The 18,897-nt window shown below is 70.5% G+C and carries 13 protein-coding genes and 4 pseudogenes; 6 read left to right on the forward strand and 11 right to left on the reverse strand.

Features of this window, described 5'->3' with window-relative positions; translation table 11 throughout:
• Positions 1-19: 19 nt before the first annotated feature.
• Positions 20-436 carry a hypothetical protein gene (locus M2266_RS27945; protein WP_277440674.1) on the forward strand — a complete coding sequence of 139 codons (417 nt, stop codon included), beginning with the start codon at positions 20-22 and terminating at the stop codon, positions 434-436.
• Between the two features lie 84 nt (positions 437-520).
• Here the strand turns inward: M2266_RS27945 and M2266_RS27950 are convergent, their stop codons facing one another.
• Positions 521-1,105, reverse strand: coding sequence for a hypothetical protein (locus M2266_RS27950; protein WP_277440675.1), 585 nt, complete (start codon positions 1,103-1,105; stop codon positions 521-523).
• Positions 1,106-1,128: 23 nt separating this feature from the next.
• On the reverse strand, positions 1,129-2,169 hold the full coding sequence (locus M2266_RS27955) for a hypothetical protein (RefSeq protein WP_277440676.1): 1,041 nt from the start codon (positions 2,167-2,169) through the stop codon (positions 1,129-1,131).
• Positions 2,170-2,892: 723 nt separating this feature from the next.
• Between M2266_RS27955 and M2266_RS27960 the strand changes: the two genes are divergently transcribed.
• Entirely contained in the window at positions 2,893-3,168 is a 276-nt protein-coding gene (locus tag M2266_RS27960; RefSeq protein ID WP_277440677.1) for a hypothetical protein, read from the forward strand.
• An 18-nt stretch (positions 3,169-3,186) separates the two neighbouring features.
• On the opposite strand, the gene M2266_RS27965 is transcribed toward M2266_RS27960, so the two are convergent.
• The 8 genes and pseudogenes from M2266_RS27965 to M2266_RS28000 form a co-directional block, all read right to left on the reverse strand.
• Positions 3,187-4,683: an oligopeptide:H+ symporter gene (locus tag M2266_RS27965; RefSeq protein ID WP_277440678.1), complete on the reverse strand. Its 1,497-nt coding sequence runs from the start codon at positions 4,681-4,683 to the stop codon at positions 3,187-3,189.
• 127 nt (positions 4,684-4,810) lie between these two features.
• Positions 4,811-5,611: a GNAT family N-acetyltransferase gene (locus tag M2266_RS27970; protein WP_277440679.1), complete on the reverse strand. Its 801-nt coding sequence runs from the start codon at positions 5,609-5,611 to the stop codon at positions 4,811-4,813.
• A 2-nt stretch (positions 5,612-5,613) separates the two neighbouring features.
• Positions 5,614-6,102, reverse strand: a complete 489-nt coding sequence (locus M2266_RS27975) for a GNAT family N-acetyltransferase (RefSeq protein WP_277440680.1) — start codon at positions 6,100-6,102, stop codon at positions 5,614-5,616.
• Between the two features lie 63 nt (positions 6,103-6,165).
• Positions 6,166-8,133, reverse strand: a complete 1,968-nt coding sequence (locus M2266_RS27980; RefSeq protein WP_277440681.1) for a phospholipase C, phosphocholine-specific — start codon at positions 8,131-8,133, stop codon at positions 6,166-6,168.
• Positions 8,130-9,575 carry a hypothetical protein gene (locus M2266_RS27985; protein ID WP_277440682.1) on the reverse strand — a complete coding sequence of 482 codons (1,446 nt, stop codon included), beginning with the start codon at positions 9,573-9,575 and terminating at the stop codon, positions 8,130-8,132. The genes M2266_RS27980 and M2266_RS27985 overlap by 4 nt, the downstream gene beginning before the upstream one ends.
• Before the next feature lie 178 nt (positions 9,576-9,753).
• Positions 9,754-10,050: an SCO5918 family protein gene (locus M2266_RS27990; RefSeq protein WP_277441387.1), complete on the reverse strand. Its 297-nt coding sequence runs from the start codon at positions 10,048-10,050 to the stop codon at positions 9,754-9,756.
• A 153-nt stretch (positions 10,051-10,203) separates the two neighbouring features.
• Positions 10,204-11,824 (reverse strand): annotated as a pseudogene (gene aceB, locus M2266_RS27995) (malate synthase A).
• Positions 11,825-11,988: 164 nt separating this feature from the next.
• Positions 11,989-12,646 (reverse strand): annotated as a pseudogene (locus M2266_RS28000) (nucleotidyltransferase family protein).
• A 258-nt stretch (positions 12,647-12,904) separates the two neighbouring features.
• Here M2266_RS28000 and M2266_RS28005 point away from each other — a divergent pair.
• Both M2266_RS28005 and M2266_RS28010 read left to right on the forward strand, forming a co-directional pair.
• Positions 12,905-14,728 carry a serine/threonine-protein kinase gene (locus M2266_RS28005; protein WP_277441388.1) on the forward strand — a complete coding sequence of 608 codons (1,824 nt, stop codon included), beginning with the start codon at positions 12,905-12,907 and terminating at the stop codon, positions 14,726-14,728.
• A 191-nt stretch (positions 14,729-14,919) separates the two neighbouring features.
• Entirely contained in the window at positions 14,920-15,282 is a 363-nt protein-coding gene (locus M2266_RS28010; protein WP_277440683.1) for a DUF5955 family protein, read from the forward strand.
• Here M2266_RS28010 and M2266_RS28015 read toward each other — a convergent pair.
• Positions 15,241-16,014 (reverse strand): IclR family transcriptional regulator, encoded by a 774-nt coding sequence (locus M2266_RS28015; RefSeq protein WP_277440684.1) that lies wholly within the window; start codon positions 16,012-16,014, stop codon positions 15,241-15,243. The two genes, M2266_RS28010 and M2266_RS28015, sit on opposite strands and share 42 nt — an antisense overlap.
• Positions 16,015-16,297: 283 nt before the next feature.
• Here M2266_RS28015 and allB point away from each other — a divergent pair.
• A pseudogene (gene allB, locus M2266_RS28020) lies at positions 16,298-17,630 on the forward strand (allantoinase AllB); the annotation flags it as partial.
• Positions 17,622-18,746 (forward strand): annotated as a pseudogene (gene alc / locus M2266_RS28025) (allantoicase). The pseudogenes allB and alc, both read left to right, overlap by 9 nt.
• Positions 18,747-18,897 lie beyond the last annotated feature (151 nt).

Here is an 18,897-nt window from a genome sequence, read left to right on the forward strand (position 1 = left end):
CGCCGATGGGAGTCTTGTCGTGACCGACGCACAGCGCATCACCGGTGGCCGTTCCGTATGGCTGTGGTTCACGCTCTGGGCGGTCGTCGGAGGCGGCTTCGCCTTCTGCGTCGCGGCCTTGTTGTCCGTCGGACTGTTCGTCCTGCCCCTGGTTGTGGTGGCAGCGATCGTGGTGGGCACGCGCCGCGGATCGGCGGCGGGCCTGCCCGGCCTGCTGACCGGGCCGGGTCTCCTCCTGCTGTTCCTTGCGTACCTGAACCGCTCCGGCCCCGGGACCGTCTGCAACAGCACGCAGACGGCCTGCATCGATCAGAGCGATCCCTGGATCTGGCTGACCGCCGCCGCGCTGATGATGCTCGCCAGCGTGGCCCTCATGCTCCTGTTGCGACATGCACGTCGCCGCGCTCAGCTGCGATGGCCTGCATCTTCCCGCTGAAGACCTGCGGCCTGGAGAGACGACGCCTGTTGCAGGGCGGTCGTTCTTCCAGGCCGCTTGCCTGTGCTCAGCCGAAGGCCGCGGTCACTGCCCCGACACCGGAGATGCACTGGATGTGGCGGGAGCCACGACAGGGGGGTGAGCCTTATCCAGGGTAGGGAAGTGCACGTACCACTGGCTTCCCGCATCCTTGCTCAGCAGCACCTGGAACGCCGGCTTAGACGTCTTGGAGTCCGCGTTGGAGATGCAGATACCGGACGATGACGGCAGAGGACCCGGGGTCGCTCCAGGCCTCGGTGTCACCCCTCCGGCTCGCTTGCCGTTGCTGCAGATGGTGCCCAGCAGCACGGCCACCGCCTGGTCACCGTGCTGTTGCACGGAACCGATGGCGAGGTTCTTCGCGCTGACGGACTCCGGCCCCAGCCCGAAGGCCAGCACCTTCAGCGCATCGCGGTCCTTTGGCAGTACCCACTCACGCGCCTGGTCGAAGTGGCCGGCGAACATAGCTTTGCTGTATCCCAGCGCCACCGGACCGGGCGCGCTCCGGTCGACGGCCCCCGAACCGGTGGTGGCGGTCGCCGGTTGCGCGGTGGACGGTGAACTGGCGGCAGTGGTGCACGCGGACAACGCGGCGACGGCCACCATCGCACTCAGGCCGTAGCCGATCATCCGACGTACCGTGACTGCCTGCCTCACGATGTCCACCCGTAGTTGTTCCATTGCCCGTGGTGGACGAGGTTGGCGCATCCGCCGCTCTTGGAGTCGTTCCAGGCCCAGCCGCGTGCCCCGTTGCGGTATCCGCTTACCTGCACGCGGTGCTGGAAGACGGCGGGCGCGGTGGTAAATCCGCACGCCGCCCATCCGGCAACACCGAACGCGGCGAGAATGTAGTACTCGAAGTCAACGTTGCGGAACCTCTCGGCTTCCAGAAGGTACCACCCGCTGTTGTCGGACATGGTATGGAATGAAATCGGCGGCGTTCCGGAATTCGACCAGCCGTCGTAGCGGAACTCATAGGGGTTGACACGGCCGTAGAGATAACCGCCCTTTCCGTAGAGCGGCCATTGGAGGTTCGCTGTCAGCGAGGTGATGGTGATGTAGACGGGGTCGATCCACGCGGTCTTCGTGTAAGCAGCCTTGTAGTACGTAAATCCCCCCCAGTCCGGGTCGCTGCCGGGGGTTGCCTCGGCCGAATTCGAGGACGTCGTCACGGTATTGGCCGCGTCCGCAGGATCCGTCAGCGAGGTTTCCGCGGCAGCGCTCAGCCCGCCCACAAGGATCTTCTCCTGGCAGGTCGTCGGGTTGTAGGCCGTCTCCTCCTGGTAGGTCGCCGCCGACCCGGCCGCCGCAGTGCCGGTGGCACTGAACTCGCATGTACCGTCCGCGGCCACCGTGCCGGTGAGGGTGCTGGTGGTTACGTCGGTCAGAGCCAGCGATGACGCCCTGGTCGTGGTGTAGGTGATCCAGCCGTCCGATCCGACGGTCACGCCCAGCGCGCTCGGAGACGCCGGAGGCGTCGCTGTCGGCGTGGGGCCGGAGGTGTCCGTCGTGGTGGGAAGCGGCGTGGGTGTGGGTCCGCAGCCCGGGGTGACGGTAGCCGCCGCCGCAGGCTGGCCGGTGGTGGGCTGAGCCGGCGGCACGGCATCGGTACAGGTGGCGTACGCGGGCGAACTCGCCCCCGTGGACGCGACGAGCAGCGAGCTCGTTAACCCCCCGATGGCCAGCAGCGGCACCAAATAGCGGTAGCGACCACGGCCGGATAGTAGAGACTTCAACTCTTCTCCCCTGATGAGCATCGGAATCTCAGGACAGCAGGAGAGGAGCCTTCACCGCCTCCAGCGCACAGCGCATACAGATGGTCCGCCCCCGCAGGCATACCTGAACGGCATCCAGATCGGGGCCGCGGCAATCAAACTAGCGACCTTCGTGGGGGCATTACAAGACCTCCATATATCAGGAATGTGAAATTCCCTTTTCGGCTCCAGTTGCCGGTTTGTGTAACCATCAAGAGGCAATGAGTCGGAAAATATTTGACAAAGAGAAAGACTGCAACGGGTGAATCCATCCATGATTTGCAGGAGTGCCGCAAGCGGTCTACGAGATTCCGCCTGCCAAAGTGCCGAATACCATTCCGAGGATCTCACTCGCCACCGTTGTGCCCGGTCAGCTCGGTGGTCGCGCCGGCAGGTGGCCAGACACCGGTCCAGGTGGTAAGCAGGATCTGTAGCTCGCGGACGACGTGGTAGAGGCACAAACACCGTGTGAAGGTGGCTTGACGTGGATCAACCACCACACGATCTTCCAGTACATCGCCCGTGTCGACCGCACGTTGCTCTTCCTCAACCTGCTCCTGCTGACGTGCGGGGGCCGCGCTGCCCTGGCCGGCCGGGCTGATGGCCGAGTACCTGCGGGAGGGTCACGCTTCCCATGCGGCCGCGGCTGTCTACAGCCTCTTCATGGTCGCCCACACGGTGGCCTACCAAGCGCTGGGGTGGCATCTGACGGGGACGGGCCATCTGTTTGACGGCCGGGTCGACGTCGCCGCCGCCAGGGCCACCCGGCGGCGCTTCGCCGTCGGATCCGTGGTCTACCCGACCACGGTGGGCCTGGCGTTCCTCTCGGCCCCGTTGACGCCGGCGGTCCACGGGCTGCTCGCCGTGTACTACGCCTTCCATCAGGTCCCCGTGCCGACGCGCGAGCAGGCGCCGGTGGTGGCCGGGGCGGACGGGTGAGGCGGCCCCGGCCGGGCGTCAGACCCCCAGGCGGGCGCGCAGCTTCCGGCTGCCGAGGATGAGCGCGACGCCGGCGAGCAGCGCCGGGATGCCCAGCGCCAGGTAGTAACCCGCGCCTGGGGTGCTGGTCTTGGACAGCTGCACAGCGTGCCCGCCGACGCCCGCGCCGAGGGCCGCCGCCAGCCAGAAGATGCCGATCATCTGGCTGACGAACGTCCTGGGGGCCACCTCGGTGGTGACGCTCATGCCCACCGGGGCGAGCGCCACCTCTCCGCAGGCCTGCAGCGCGTACGCCACGACCAGCCACACCGGTGACACGAGGTGGCCGTCGGAGCCGACCACGGTCGCCACCGCCATCAGCAGCAGGCTCAGACCCATCAGCCCCAGCCCGATGCCGAACTTGGCGGGCGCGCCCAGCCGGTCGCCCAGCCGGACCCACAGCCAGGCGGAGACCGGTGCGGCGGCCAGGATGAACAGCGGCACCAGCGACTGGAACCAACTGGCGGGCACGGTGAAACCGCCGACGGTCCGGTCCGTGCCGACCTTCGCGAACAGGCTGAGCACGGTGCTGCCCTGGATGTAGAGCATCCAGAAGAACGCGGCCGACAGGAAGAGCCAGATGTAGGACCGGATCCGCTCCCGCTCGCTCGCGGTCACCACCGGATTGCGCAGCAGCCGGCGGAAGCAGACCACCGGCAGGACGATGGACAGCAGCCCGCCCAGCGCCAGCGCGTGCCGCAGCTCGAACGTGCCGGCGGCGCCGTCCGCGCCGTACACCACGGTCAGTACCGTCAGAACCGCGCCGGTGCGGCGCTTCACCCGGCGCCACTGCTCCGCGGAGGCGGGGCGCTCGGGGTGCTGTCCGATCTCCCCGAAGTACTTGGTGCCGCGCAGGAACTGGGCCAGTCCGAGGAGCATCCCGACGGCGGCGGCGCCGAAGCCCAGGTGCCAGTCGACGGACTCGCCGAGCGCGCCGCACACGATGGGCGCGGCGACCGCGCTGACCTGGATGCTCATGTAGAAGATCGCGAATCCGGCGTCCCGTTCCGCGCGCGAGTCGCGGGCGTAGCAGGCGGCCAGCACGGTGGCCAGGTTGGGCTTGAGCAGTCCGGTTCCCGCCGCGATGAGGCCCATGCCGAGGTAGACGGTCGGCACCGCGGGCAGCGCCATCGAGCAGTGTCCCAGCGCGATGAGGACGCCGCCGTAGAGAGTGGCCTTTCGGGCCCCGAGGATCCGGTCGCCGAGCCAGCCCCCGGGGACCGAGGCGAGGAAGACCGTCGCCAGGTAGACGCCGAACAGTGCGGTCGCGGTGTCCTCGGACAGGCCGAGGCCGCCTTCGGCCTTCGTGGCGGAGGCGTAGAGGAAGAGGATCGCGGCCATGCCGTAGAAGCTGAAGCGCTCCCACATGTCCAGGCCGAAGAGCGTGGTGAACCAGCGCGGCCGGCCGAGGAAGGTGCCGGCGGGGGGCGCGGCGGCCTCCTCTCCCGCAGTGGCCGTCGTGGTGGGAGCCGCCATGGGACCTCCTCCGGGCAGGGCCGGGCAAGAGCGCGGCCAGTGTTGTCCGGAGGAGGTTGGCAGCGTCCGATCGGGGACGGCTCAAGAGCATTTGTGCCGTCTCCGATCGCGGTCGGCCACCTGGAGCTCAGGGACGGTCCGCGGACGGCTTCCAGACGTACGGCGTCGTGGTGGTGACCGGCAGCAGACCCAGCCGGGCCAGGATCGGACGGCTGTCGTCGGACGCGTCGACCTGGAGGTAGCGCACTCCCCGCGCCACGGCGAGCCGGGCGCGGTGGGCGACGAGGGCGCGGTAGATGCCCCGGCCGCGCCAGGCGGCGAGGGTGGAGCCGCCCCACAACGACGCGAACTCCGTACCGGTGTGCAACCGCATCCAGGCGGCTGAGACGACCTCGTCCCCCGCCTCGGCGACCACCACCACCGACGGGTCGCCCTCGCCGTTCAACTCCCGTTCCAGGGCGTCCGGCAGCCAGCTGTGGTCGTACCCCCAAACGGCCTCCTCCATGACCTGGATCCGCTCCAGGTCGGCACGGGAGGTGACCTCGCGCAGCGTCACGCCCTGCGGCGGCGCCGGTTCCGCGGCCAGCTGGGCGGCCTCGCCCACCAGCACCGTCTCCCGCTCCTCGGCGCTGAACCCGGCGGCCGTCAGGCGCTCGGGGAGGTCGGCGGGCAGGTCGTGGCCGTGGTACTTCCACTCCACGGCCTCGCCCAGCGCGGCGAAGTGCCCGCGCTGCGCGGCGATGAACGTGTCGAGTTCCGTGCCCTCGAGACCGCCGAGGTCGCGGTAGGTGATGAGTCCGCCGTGCCCCGCCAGGACCTGCCGGACCACCGGGCCGGAGCGTTCCGCCGCCTCGCGCTGGACCCCGCGCGCCCGGAGCTGTGCGTCGTACGCGTCGCGGTACGCGAGGGCGCGTTCGTCGATGGTCATGGTCAGAGCCCCCGGTACATGATGTGCAGGCCGACATAGCCCTCGTCCGGATGCAGGAAGCCCTCCGGGACCGTGCCGAGGACCTCGAAGCCGAGCGACTCGTACAGACCCACGGCCCGGACGTTCGACGCGACGACCGCGTTGAACTGCATCCCGCGGTACCCCTCGGCGCGCGCCCAGCGCAGCGCCTCCTCTGCCAGCGCCCGTCCGGTGCCGCGTCCGGTGTGCTCGGGGGCGACCATGAAGCTCGCACTGGAGATGTGGGCGGAGCCGCCCAGGTGGTTGCGGTTCATCTTCGCCGTCCCGAGCACCTTCCCGTCGGCGTCGACGGCGACCACCGTGCGCGAGGGGGCCCGGAGCACCCACATGTCGCGCGCGGTGGCCTCGTCCAGGTCTCGGGGGTAGGTGAAGGTGTCCCCCCGCGCCACGATGCCTTGCAGGAACGGCCAGATCGCGGGCCAGTCGTCAGGAGTCACGTCTCGGATGAGCATGACGGACATCATGCGGGCCCGGGGCGGCCGAATGCCAGTGGCTTTCGGCCGCCCCGGCGGGGGTCAGACCGCGTGCACCGTCCCCGCGTAGCGCTGCGCGAAGCGCGTGCCGGTGGCCGCCGTGGCGGTGATGTCGTAGCGGCCCTGGCTGGTGGGCCACAGGACCTCGCCGGTGGCGCCCGGGTCCACCCAGGCGGTGCGGGCGGCGCCGCCGAAGTCGTTCGGGGCGACGGTGATCAGGACGGGCTCCTTCCCGTCGTTGGAGAGGGTCAGCGCGACGGCGGCGCCGCGCGGGGCCGCCCGGACGGCGGGAACGGCCACGTCGTCCTGCCCGGCCGGGACGACGGTGCCCGCGAAGCGGCGGACGAAGCCGTCGGCGCCGTGCACGGTGAAGTCGTAGCGGCCGTCGGTGTGCGACGCATCCCAGGTGTACGTGGCGGTGCCGCCGGGCGCGACGGTGAACGGTGTGCCGGCGAACGCCAGCTCGATATTGGGGTAGACGGTGTAGTGGAAGCCCGTCGAGCCGGTGTTGGTCATCGTGCAGACGACCTTGCCGGTGGCGCGGTCGACCACGGCGTCCGCCCACGGACGGTAGGGCAGCGGCCGGTGCGGGCGGGTGCCCGGCTCCTGCGACGGCATGCTCTGCGCGCCGACGGCGGGCAGCTTGACCGCGGGCAGCGACTTGTTGGCGTCCGCCTTGGTCATCAGCGCCACCGTGTCGGGCAGCGCCGGTATCGAGTAGTCCGGGTGCGCGAAGTCGAAGCAGCTCGTCAGATCGCCGCAGACGGTGCGCCGCCAGGCCGAGATGTTCGGCTCCGCGACGCCCGTGACGACCTCCAGGAACCGCAGCACGGACGTGTGGTCGAAGACCTGCGAGTTCACGTACCCGCCGCGCGACCAGGGCGAGGCGGCCCACATCGGCACCCGGTTGCCGAGCCCGATCGCGCGGCCCTGCGCGAACTCCTCGGCGGTGCCCGGCTCGGGGGCCGGTGGGACGACGTGGTCGAAGTAGCCGTCGTTCTCGTCGTACATCACGAGGAAGACGGTGTTCTTCCACACCTCGGGGTTCGACATCAGAGACTGCAGCGCCGTGTTGACGTAGTGCGCGCCGTAGTCCGGGCTGGCGTTGGGGTGTTCGCAGAACAGGTAGGGCGCGACGAGCCAGGAGACGGTCGGCAGGGAGCCGTCCTTGCAGTGCCGGTCGAAGGCGGTCAGATCCCACTTGGTCATGGCGTTGACGTAACGGGGGTCGTCCGCCACGAACCTGTGGAACTGCGCGAAGTAGGCGAGCGCGTTGTCGTCGTAGTCGCCGTACCGCTCGTCGAGGCTCGGGTTGTGGTAGACGCGCCAGCTCACCGCGTGCGCGGAGAGCCGCTCGGCGTACGTCGTCCAGTCCGCGACCGGGTTCTCGGGCACGGGGGTGTTGTCGATCCACGGCCCGGTGGTGCCGTCCTTGCCGGGGCCGGCCGTTCCCGACCACAGGTAGAGGCGGTTGGGGTCGGTGGGGCCGGCCATGGAGCAGAAGTAGGCGTCGCAGAGGGTGAACGCGTCGGCGAGGGCGTACTGGTAGGGGACGTCCTCGCGGGTGAAGTAGCCCATCGAGCGCTCGCCCTTGGCGGCGACCCACTTGTTCATGGCGCCGCCGTTGATGGCCTGGTGGCTGGTGCTCCAGTCGTGGGCGAGGCCGCCCGCGTTCTGGGCGTTGTACTTGGTGCTGTCCATCCGGAAGGGCAGCATCACGTTGCCGTCGGTGCGGCCGGGGTCGGGCTGGCGGAACACGTCGCCGCCGCCGGGCAGGACGAGCGCCTGCTTGTCGTCGAAGCCGCGCACCCCCTTCAGCGCCCCGAAGTAGTGGTCGAAGCTGCGGTTCTCCTGCATAAGGATCACCACGTGCCTGACGTCGGCGGCAGTGCCGGTGGCGGCGCTGTCAGCGGCCGTGGCCGGACCCGCGCCGCTGGTGAACCCGACGGCGGCGGCCGCGCCCGCGGCGGCGGTGGCTCCGACGAAGGAACGGCGGCTCAGCGGCGTCATGACGATGCCTCGAGGGTGAAGGTGGCGACGGCGGCGGCGCAGTCGGAGGGCCAGCCGTTGGTGGCGGTGTCGGGAGCGGGCTGCGGCCAGCCGGTGACCAGGGTGTGCGCCTCGACGAGGGTCAGCGGGCCGGCGAACCGCACCTGGTCGATACGGTCCTGCGGCTCCTGGGCACTGCCGCGCGCCTTGCGCACCGGCGACCAGGTGTTGCCGGGCGAGGTCAGCGGATTCGGGTGCGCGGAACGGTAGGCGTCGGTGAGGCCCGCCTGCTCCAGGGCCACCGTGACCGGCCAGCCGACCGGCCCCACCCCGCTGTGCGCCGCGGCGGTGGCCGCCGTCCAGTCCAGGTGGGAGGGGGAGGCGAGCCCGGCGGCCAGCACCACCGGGGTCCCGGAGCCCAGATCGGCCTTCATCGCGGCGACCAGCGCCTGCGCCTGCCGGAAGCGGACACCAACCTGCTCCGCGGCCTCGATCTGCGCCGCGGTCTTCCCGTCCTGCGCCGCGTAGGGGCCATAGCCGCTCTCGTCGAGCTGCGCGGCCCACAGCCGTACGCTCCGGCCCGCGGCGAGTTGCACGGTCACCGCGGCGGCCGGCAGGGCGGTGGTCGGCGCCGTCACGGCGGACAGCGGATACCGGCTGACGACCCCGAGGCTGCCGGGGGACTGGTACGCGAACCAGCCCAGCGCGTCCGCGAGCGCTGTGGCGGCGCTGCCGCCGGTCTCCTGCAGGGCCACGACGTCCAGACCCTGCGTCAGGACGGTGCGCAGCTGCTTCTCCAGCGCGCCGTCGATGTGCGTGCCCGCGTCCCACAGGTTCCAGGACGCCACTTTCAGCCGCTGGACGGCCGCGGCGGCGCGCACCGGGACCTGGACGGTGAGGGTCTCGGAGCCGCCCGCGCTGTCCTTGACGGCGACGGTCAGCACCCCGGGCCGCGCGGGGGCGGTGGCCGGCGCGGTACCGCTGACGACTCCGGCGGAGCTGACGGACAGCCAGGAGTCGCCGCCCGTCCGGCCGAACACGGCGCTCCCGGCCGGGCTGCCGGGCGGCCGTATCCACAGGCCGGTGAGGTGCACGGAGACGGCACCGCCCGCCGTGACGGGCCCGGTGGTGAGCGCGTCGACGACGGCGTGCGGGCGCGGGGCGGCGGGCTTGGGGCGGAAGGAGAAGGCGGCGGTCTTCGCCAGGACGCCGTAGCCGTCCTTGGCCAGCAGATACGCGGTGAAGGGGCCGCCGGTCAGCGCCGAGGTGTCGAGCACGACATCCCCGGACGCCCCGGGCACGTACTTCCACACGAGGGACGATCCGGTGCCGGGCTGCCGGGCGCCGTCGTAGACGCCGACCCAGTTCTTGGCGTCCGGCGTGTCGGTGGCCCAGTGGAGCGTAAGGCGGTCGCCCTCATGGGGGTCGGCCGGCGAAGTCAGGGCGAGAGTACTGGGTGGCACGGGGGAGGTTCCTCTCCGCCCGGGGGCACGCCGGCATCACGGGCCGACCGGGCTGCACAAGTTGGCTGAACAACTTGGGCTATTCAGTCGGCCCGCGGCACACGCGTCAAGAACTCCGGACGACCGGGAAGAGGCGTCCGGCGGAACTCACCGTCCGGCGGAACTCACGCCGGTGACGTCAGGTCCAGTACGGAGGGGATTGCGGGAGTACGTCCGGAACCTCCGCGGGCGGCGCGGGGGCGGGCTTCGGGAAGCACGCGAATCCGAGCTTCTCCAGCGCGCGGACCATCTGCGCGGCGCTGAAATCGCGCGGGTCCTGCCGGGTGATGATCGCCCCCACCTGCTTGACGGGGTAGGTCTTGTTACCGATCTTCACAGACTCGCCGGTGATGGGTTCGGGCTTGATCCCGCTCATCTTCTGCTCCACCTCGCTTGCCTGCAGATAGAAGGAGACTCCAGCGATGGTGCAGCGGATCATCATGCCTCAGCAAGGGCAGAAGGGACGTAACAGGTACTCCCACGTTGTCACATACCGGCACGATGGCACAGCTCCACCGGATAACGAAGCGGGCCCCGGCCCGGTGGGCCGGGACCCGCCCGGACGGGCGAACACGTGGGAAACGGCAGGTCAGCCCAGCAGTTCGTAGGCCGGGAGAGTGAGGAAGTCGACGTACTCCTCGTCCAGCGCGGTCCGCAGCAGCAGGTCGTGCGCCTCGGTCCACTTGCCCGCGGCGAAGGCCTCCTCACCTACCTCGGAGCGGATCGCCGCCAACTCCTGCGCGGCGACACGCCGGACCAGGTCGTGCGTGGCCTTCTCGCCGTTTTCGAACACGACGCCCGCATTGATCCACTGCCAGATCTGCGAACGGGAGATCTCCGCGGTGGCGGCGTCCTCCATCAGGTTGAAGATGGCCACGGCGCCCAGGCCGCGCAGCCACGCCTCGATGTAGCGGGTGCCGACCTGGACCGCGCCCACCAGGCCGTCGTAGGTCGGCCTGGCGTCCAGCGAGTCGATGGCCAGCAGCTGGTCGGCGGTGACGTGGACGTCCTCACGCAGCCGCTCTTTCTGGTTCGGCCGGTCGCCGAGGACCGCGTCGAAGGAGGCGCGGGCGATCGGCACCAGATCGGGGTGGGCGACCCACGAGCCGTCGAAGCCGTCACCGGCCTCGCGGTCCTTGTCCGCCTTGACCTTCTCGAAAGCGACCTTGTTGACCTCGGCGTCGCGGCGCGAGGGGATGAACGCGGCCATGCCGCCGATCGCGTGGGCGCCGCGTTTGTGGCAGGTGCGCACCAGCAGCTCGGTGTAGGCACGCATGAAGGGCGCCGTCATGGTCACCGCGTTGCGGTCCGGCAGCACGAACTTCGCGCCGCCGTCGCGGAAGTTCTTCACGATGGAGAAGAGGTAGTCCCAGCGGCCGGCGTTCAGGCCCGCCGCGTGGTCGCGCAGCTCGTAGAGGATCTCCTCCATCTCGAACGCGGCGGTGATCGTCTCGATGAGGACGGTCGCGCGGACGGTGCCCTGCGGGACGCCCACGTACTCCTGCGCGAAGACGAAGACGTCGTTCCACAGCCGCGCTTCGAGGTGCGACTCGGTCTTGGGCAGATAGAAGTACGGACCCTTGCCCTTGGCGATCAGCCGCGTCGCGTTGTGGAAGAAGTACAGCCCGAAGTCGACGAAGGCACCCGGGACGGCCTCGCCGTCGACCGTCAGGTGCCGCTCCTCCAGGTGCCAGCCGCGGGGGCGCATGACGACGGTGGCGAGCTCCGCCTCGTCCTTGAGCGCGTACGACTTGCCCTGCGCGGTGGAGAAGTCGATCCGGCGCTCGTAGGCGTCGATCAGGTTGATCTGGCCGCTGACGACGTTCTCCCAGGTGGGAGCCGAGGCATCCTCGAAGTCCGCGAGCCAGACCTTGGCGCCTGAGTTCAGCGCGTTGATCGTCATCTTGCGGTCGGTGGGACCGGTGATCTCGACGCGGCGGTCGTCCAGCGCGGCCGGAGCCAGGGCGACCTGCCACTGTGCCGCGCGGACATGTGCGGTGTCCGCGAGGAAGTCCAGGGTGCCGGTACGGGCGATCTCGGCGCGGGCGCTCCTTGCGGAGCGCGAGCAGCTCGGTTCGGCGCGGGGTGAAGCGTCGGTGCAGCTCGGCGATGAAGGTCAGGGCCTGCTGCGTCAGCACCTCCTCCGCGCGGGGGACGGTGGGTGCGTCGTCTGCGACGACGGCCGCCGAGGACGGCACTGCTGCGGACATGGCTGACTCCTCCAGGGGACAAAGGGTGCCGGGCAGCCGCTGGGTCATGGCCGGTGGCACGGGGTGCCGGGCCTTACCGGAATACGGCCGCTTCTGCGAGGTGGAGCATAGTATCCGCATTGCGGAAGATCAACGTTTTGTGGCACGCCGTGCAGCGGGTCCGCTCACGGCCCGCTCGCGGCTTTCAGAAGGTGCAGGTCATCGGGGGTGTCGATATCGGCAGGGTCGGCGATGTCACCGCATTCGACGAGGGAGACCGCCTCCTGGTGACGTCTCAGGTAGTCGCGGGCGCCCTGATCGCCGGCCGCCAGCTCCGCCACCTCCGCCCAGCGGTTCCGCGCCGAACAGCACCGGATGGCCTCGCCGCCCTCCGTACGAGGCCGCCGCCAGGCTCGACGGGCCCTGGTACGCGTGGATCACCCGGGCGACCGCCCCGGAGCCGATCCCCGGCTGGTCCACCAGTGCCACGACGACCGCCTGCGCGCCGGTACCGGCGCGCCGCACCTCCGTGTCCGCCAGCGACCGCAGGCCTGCGCGCAGCGACGCGCCCATGCCGCCGGCCCAGTCCGGATTGTCGACCAGGACGCATCCCTCCAGGTCGGCCCGCTCGCGGACCTCGTCCGCCGCCGCGCCGAGCACGATGTGCACCGGCCCGCAGCCCGCCTCGCGAAGCGCGCGCAGGGCGTGCTCGACGAGTGGCCGGCCCGCGTACTCCAGCAGCGCCTTCGGGCGGCCGCCCAGGCGCCGCCCGCCGCCGGCCGCGAGCAGCAGGCCGGCGACGCGGGGGAGGGTGGCCGAATCGCTCGGTGCGATGGGTTTCATGACTCCTCCCTACAGGACGCGAGGGTCCGAGGCGAGGACGCGGCGGCCGGAGGTGAGGACACGGCAGCTGAAGGCAAGACACGGCGGCCGGCGGTGAGGACGCGACATGCCCGAGGCGAAGAGGGGCACATGGGGCGTTTGGGCTCATGGCGGCGGGCGGAGTACGGGTTTCGATAGGCTCGGCGCCGTAAGGGACGGGTATTCGCAGGCCAAGGGGCAGACGTGACGAATCATCAGCAGGACCCGGTGCCCGCAACCGTGGCGGACGCCTCGGGGCCGGATCCCGAGGTTTTCCAGCCGCTGACGGACGACGACCCCAAAACCGTCGCCGGATACCTGCTCAGCGCCCGTCTCGGAGCCGGTGGCATGGGCAAGGTCTACCTCTCCTACACACCCGGCGGCCGGCCGGTCGCGATCAAGGTGATCCGCCCCGAGTTCGCCGAGGACCCCGAGTTCCGCCGCCGGTTCCGCCAGGAGGTACACGCCGCCCAGCGCGTGCAGGGCCTCTACACCGCGCCGGTCATCGACAGCGACACCGAGGGCCCGCACCCATGGCTGGCCACCGCCTACGTAGCGGGCCCCTCGCTGCACGCGGCCGTCGCCGACCACGGGGCGATGCCGGTCGCGTCCGTCCTGCTGCTCGTCGCCGGGATCGCCGAAGCGCTGCAGGTGATCCACCACGCGGGCATCGTGCACCGGGACCTCAAGCCGTCCAACGTGCTGCTCGCCGCGGACGGGCCGCGCGTGATCGACTTCGGCATCGCGCGAGCGGCCGACACCACCGCGCTCACCGGCACCGGCGTCAGCGTCGGCACGCCGTCGTTCATGTCCCCGGAGCAGGCGGCCGGGACGAGCTGCACGCCGGCCACCGACATCTTCGCGCTGGGCCAGATCGCGGCCTTCGCGGCGATGGGCGGCGCCGCGTTCGGCGACGGGCCCTCGCACGCGGTCCTCTACCGGATCGTGCACGAGGAGCCGGATCTGTCCGAGCTGCCGGGCGAACTGCGCGAGATCGTCACCCGCTGCCTCATCAAGGACCCGACGCTGCGGCCCTCCACCGCCCAGATCATCGCCATGTGCGGCCAGGCGTCGAAGGACCCGGCGCTGCGCCGCCCGGACGGCTGGCTGCCGCCGTCGTACGCCGCGGACCTGACGCAGGCGGTCGCCCCCGCGCCGCAGCCGGCGCAGGCCCCTGTCCCGCCCGTGGTTCCGCAGCCGGGTCATCCGCCGACGCAGGCGGTGCCGCCGGCCGCGCCGCCGCTCCACCCGCCGACCCAGCCGGTGAACCACCAGCCGGTCCACCCGCAGCAGGCTCAGCAGCAGGCACACCCGCAGTTCCCGCAGCAGGCACAGCCGGTGCACCCGCAGGCGATGCACCCGCAGGCGATGCACCCGCAGCAGCCCAGGCCCCCGGTGGGCGGCTACGCGTACCCGCCCTCCAACGGCCCCGGCGGCCCGGGGGGCTTCCTGCCCCTGCCGCCCAAGAAGAAGCGGACGGGCCTCGTCATCGCGGGGGTCGTCGTCGCCCTCGTGATCGGCTCCGCCGTCTACACGGCCACGCACCAGGGGGACGACAAGAAGTCGTCGAGCGACCAGAGCACCAAGACGCCGTCCACCAGCGGCGGTACGACCGGGAACCAGACCGCGCAGAGCTCGGCCCCGGTGGATCCCAAGCCCGCCTCGTACACCGGGATCAACATCCCGGGGAACTACACGCTGACCTTCGCCGACGAACCGCCGCGCCCGAAGTACACAGGGGTCGGCGTGCACTACGAGGGGGACTTCGGCTACTCGACGGACTTCATCGAGGGCGCGACCGTCGCCACCAAGCAGACGAAGAACACCCTGGCGCTGGTGCAACCCGGCGAGCCCGCGACCCTGGCCGGCTGCCGTGCCAACACGCGCTACGCCGACTCGATCAAAAAGGAGACGCTCACCAGGGGATCGAAGATCTGTGTGACGACGAGGTCGGGGCACATCGGACTGGTGACCATCCGTGGTTTCGGGTCGGAGGGGACGAAGAGTGAGTACGTCACCGTGGATCTCACCCTGTGGCGCAATGCCAACCCGCCGCAGGACTGACCGCCCCGGATTTGCCGCCAAGTCGCCTGCCGCACAAGGAAGTTGGCGTGGATTTCGTCGTCCGTATGGCGTCCTGCGCTTCGTTTCGCGTTAACTGAGCGCGCCCCGGACGGTGTCGGGGCGCGCGGGCGGGGGCGCTGGGGGGCGTGCCCGCCGAGGTGTGGGAGATGCGGGAGGTGGGGGTGAGGTCCGTGGACGACGAGAGTGGTGCGGCCGCACATACGGCCGCCGACGTCAGGGCGGCGGAGTCGGGTGAGGACGATCCGCGGGTGACGGCGTTGCGGCTGTCGGTGGCCCGGGTGCGCCGGGAACTGGCCGCGTTGCGGTCGGAGCTGCCGGACCGGGCGATAGCCGAGGACGAGCTGGGCGCGCTGGCCAACGCGGCGGACGTCGGGATCCTGGAGATCGACCGGATGCGGCACTCGCTGCTGCTGATCGCCGCGGCGCTGGGTTCGGTGAGCGCCCTGATGGTGGCCCTGGCCGAGTTGCGCAGGGCCGTCGACCTCTTCGGGTCAGGCGCCGGTAGCGGCTCCGGCGCTGGCCAGGGCGTGTGAGAGCTGCCGGGCGATGTCCTGCAGGATGGGGATGATCTTCTCCGTGGCGACTTCGGTGACCCGGCCCGCCGGGCCGGAGATCGAGATGGCCGCGGCGGTGGGGGAGTCGGGGACGGTGACCGCCAGGCAGCGGACCCCGATCTCCTGCTCGTTGTCGTCGACCGCGTAACCGGCCTCACGAATCCGCTCCAGCTCGCTTATGAAATCGTCCGCGTTGGTGATCGTCTTCTCGGTCGCGGCGGGCATCCCGGTGCGGGCGAGCAGCGCGCGGACCTCGTCCGGCGGCACATGCGCCAGCAGCGCCTTGCCCACGCCGGTGGAGTGCGGCAGCACCCGCCGCCCCACCTCGGTGAACATCCGCATGGAGTGACGGGAGGGCACCTGGGCGACGTAGACGATCTCGTCCCCGTCGAGCAGTGCCATGTTCGCCGTCTCGCCGGTCGTCTCGACCAGCTCGGCGAGGAAGGGGCGGGCCCAGGTGCCGAGCAGTTTGGCGGAGCTCTCGCCGAGCCGGATCAGCCGCGGGCCGAGCGCGTACCGGCGGTTCGGCTGCTGCCGTACGTAGCCGCAGTCCACCAGGGTGCGCATCAGCCGGTGGATGGTGGGCAGCGGGAGCCCGCTGCTGGCGGAGAGCTCGCTCAGCCCGACCTCGCCGCCCGCGTCGGCCATCCGCTCCAGCAGGTCGAAGGCGCGTTCGAGCGACTGGACGCCTCCTGCGCGGTCTGACGACACGTGCGATCTCCTCTGGGCGGTGGCGAGCGGTTGATGACTGGGGAAGCCTACCGGCCGACCTCCGCTGATTGATCTCTCCGGAGCCTTCTCCTGTAGCTAGCTACGGAGGGCGTGGTGAAATGTGAATTCCGCTTTGTGGAATCTTACATGCCCTTGACGGCTCGCCGTCTTGTCCTGCACATTCGTTCAACAGAACGTTGAATTCCACTGGGCGGAAGGCTCGCCCGGTGGCAGCTGCACTCGGCATGCGAACTCGGCATCCGGAACTGGAAGGGGAGGGCACGTGGTGGAACTGGTCCTGCGCTCGACTCGGGTCGTCACACCCGACGGGGAGCGCCCGGCCGCGGTCGCGGTCAGCGGCGGCACGATCACCGCGGTGCGGGCGTACGACGCCGACGTCCCGGAAGGGGCCCCGGCTCGTCGACCTCGGCGACGACGCGCTGCTCCCGGGGCTGGTCGACACCCATGTGCACATCAACGACCCCGGACGCACCGAGTGGGAGGGCTTCGCCTCGGCGACCCGCGCAGCCGCCGCGGGCGGCATCACGACGCTGGTCGACATGCCGCTCAACAGCATCCCGCCGACCACGACCGTCGAGAACCTCGCCGTCAAACAGGACACCGCGCGCGGCAAGGTGCACACCGACGTCGGCTTCTGGGGCGGCGCGGTCCCCGGCAACGTCAAGGACCTCCAGCCGTTGCACGACGCCGGCGTCTTCGGCTTCAAGTGCTTCCTGCTGCACTCCGGCGTCGACGAGTTCCCGCAGCTCTCCCCGGCGGAGCTGGAGGACGCCCTCACGGAGCTCACCCGCTTCGACGGGCTGCTGATCGTCCACGCCGAGGACCCCCAGCTCATCGACGGCGCCCCGCAGCGCGGCGGCCCGCACTACGCGGACTTCCTCGCCTCCCGGCCGCGCGCCGCCGAGAACGCCGCCATCGAGGGGCTCATCACCCTCGCCAAGCGGCTGAACGCCCGGGTGCACGTGCTGCACCTGTCGTCCAGCGACGCGCTGCCGCTCATCGCCGCGGCAAAGCGTGCGGGCGTCAAGCTCACCGTCGAGACGTGCCCGCACTTCCTCACCCTCACCGCCGAGGAAGTACCGGACGGGGCAACCGAGTTCAAGTGCTGCCCGCCGATCCGTGAGGCCGCCAACCAGGACGCCCTCTGGGAGGGCCTGGCGGACGGCACGATCGACTGCATCGTCTCCGACCACTCGCCGTCCACCATCGAGCTCAAGGTCAAGGAGACCGGCGACTTCGCCGCCGCCTGGGGCGGTATCTCCTCCCTCCAGCTCGGCCTGCCCGCCATCTGGACCGAGGCCCGCCGCCGCGGCCACAGCGTCTCCGACGTCGTCCGCTGGATGTCCCAGGCACCCGCCGCCCTCGTCGGGCTCTCGAAGAAGGGCGCCATCGCCGTCGGCTACGACGCCGACTTCGCGGTCCTCGCGCCGGAGGAGACGTTCACCGTCGACCCCGCCGAGCTCCACCACCGCAACCGCATCACCGCCTACGCCGGCAAGACCCTGCACGGCGTCGTCCGGCAGACGTGGCTGCGCGGACGGATCATCGCCGAGAACGGCGTCACCAACGAGCCCACCGGCCGCCTCATCACCCGGGAGACCGCATGACTTCCACCTCGTTCACGCGGTGATGCGCGGCCGTTCGGTGGGGGTGATCCGTATGCGGATTACCGTCGTGCGGAGTTGTCGTTCACGGGTCTGGTGGATCTGGCGGATCGGCGGTTGGGTGCGGGGGTGATCGCGGCGAATGACGAGTTCTTCGCGGAGCGGGAGAATCTGCTGCTTCCGGAGCCGGCGCATTTCGATCCGGAGCACTTCGGGCACAAGGGCAAGATCATGGACGGGTGGGAGACGCGTCGCCGCCGGGGCGCGGGGACCGATGTGCCGCATCCGGTGGACTCCGATCACGACTGGGCCCTGATCCGGTTGGGTGTGCCGGGGGTGGTCCGGGGGGTCGTGGTGGACACCGCGCACTTTCGGGGGAATTATCCGCAGTCGGTGTCGGTGGAGGCGACGGCGCACGCGCTGTCGGCGGCGCCGGAGGATCTGTTGGCGGATGACGTGGAGTGGACGACGCTGGTGCCGCGGACGGCGGTGGGTGGTCATGCGGAGAACGGGTTCGCGGTGGACGTCGACAGGCGTTTCACGCATCTGCGGTTGAATCAGCACCCGGATGGGGGTGTGGCGCGGCTGCGGGTGTTTGGTGAGGTGGCGCCGGATCCGGGGTGGTTGGCAGAGTTGGGCACGTTCGACTTGGTGGCGTTGGAGAACGGTGGGACGGTGGAGGACGCGTCGGACCGGTTCTACTCCTCGCCGGTGAACACGATTGTGCCGGGTCGGTCGCGGAAGATGGACGACGGGTGGGAGACGCGTCGGCGCCGTGACAAGGGCCATGACTGGGTGCGGTACCGGCTGGTGGCGCAGGGTGTGATCCGGGCGGTGGAGATCGACACCGCGTATTTGAAGGGGAACGCTGCGGGTTGGGCGGCGTTGTTCGTGCAGGACGAGGGTTCGGATGAGTGGACGCAGTTGCTGCCGCGCACGAAGCTGCAGCCGGACACGGTCCATCGTTTCCTGGTCAACCCGGTCCCCGCCACCCGGGTGCGGATCGACATCTTCCCCGACGGCGGCATCTCCCGGCTGCGCCTGCACGGGTCGTTGACCGCCCAGGGCGCCGCCCAACTCACCACCCGCACCGAAGCCATCAGCTGAGCGTTGTGTTGGCCGTCCCCTGGGGGACGGCCAACGCTTGGGCGGGTGCGGGTGCGGGTGCGGGTGCGGGTGCGGGTGCGGTGCGGCGCGGCGCGGATGCGCGCGTGCGCTGTTGGCTGCGGTTCACGGGTGCGGAGGGGAGCTTCTGCGG

Source organism: Streptomyces sp. SPB162 (assembly GCF_029504575.1).
Taxonomy (GTDB): Bacteria; Actinomycetota; Actinomycetes; order Streptomycetales; family Streptomycetaceae; genus Actinacidiphila.

Excerpts from the sequence above, each read along its gene's own strand:
- M2266_RS27950 (WP_277440675.1), bottom strand. The coding sequence starts at position 1,105 with ATGATCGGCTACGGCCTGAGTGCGATGGTGGCCGTCGCCGCGTTGTCC.
- M2266_RS27960 (WP_277440677.1), top strand. The coding sequence starts at position 2,893 with ATGGTCGCCCACACGGTGGCCTACCAAGCGCTGGGGTGGCATCTGACG.
- M2266_RS27965 (WP_277440678.1), bottom strand. The coding sequence starts at position 4,683 with ATGGCGGCTCCCACCACGACGGCCACTGCGGGAGAGGAGGCCGCCGCG.
- M2266_RS27970 (WP_277440679.1), bottom strand. The coding sequence starts at position 5,611 with ATGACCATCGACGAACGCGCCCTCGCGTACCGCGACGCGTACGACGCA.
- M2266_RS27975 (WP_277440680.1), bottom strand. The coding sequence starts at position 6,102 with ATGCTCATCCGAGACGTGACTCCTGACGACTGGCCCGCGATCTGGCCG.
- M2266_RS27980 (WP_277440681.1), bottom strand. The coding sequence starts at position 8,133 with ATGACGCCGCTGAGCCGCCGTTCCTTCGTCGGAGCCACCGCCGCCGCG.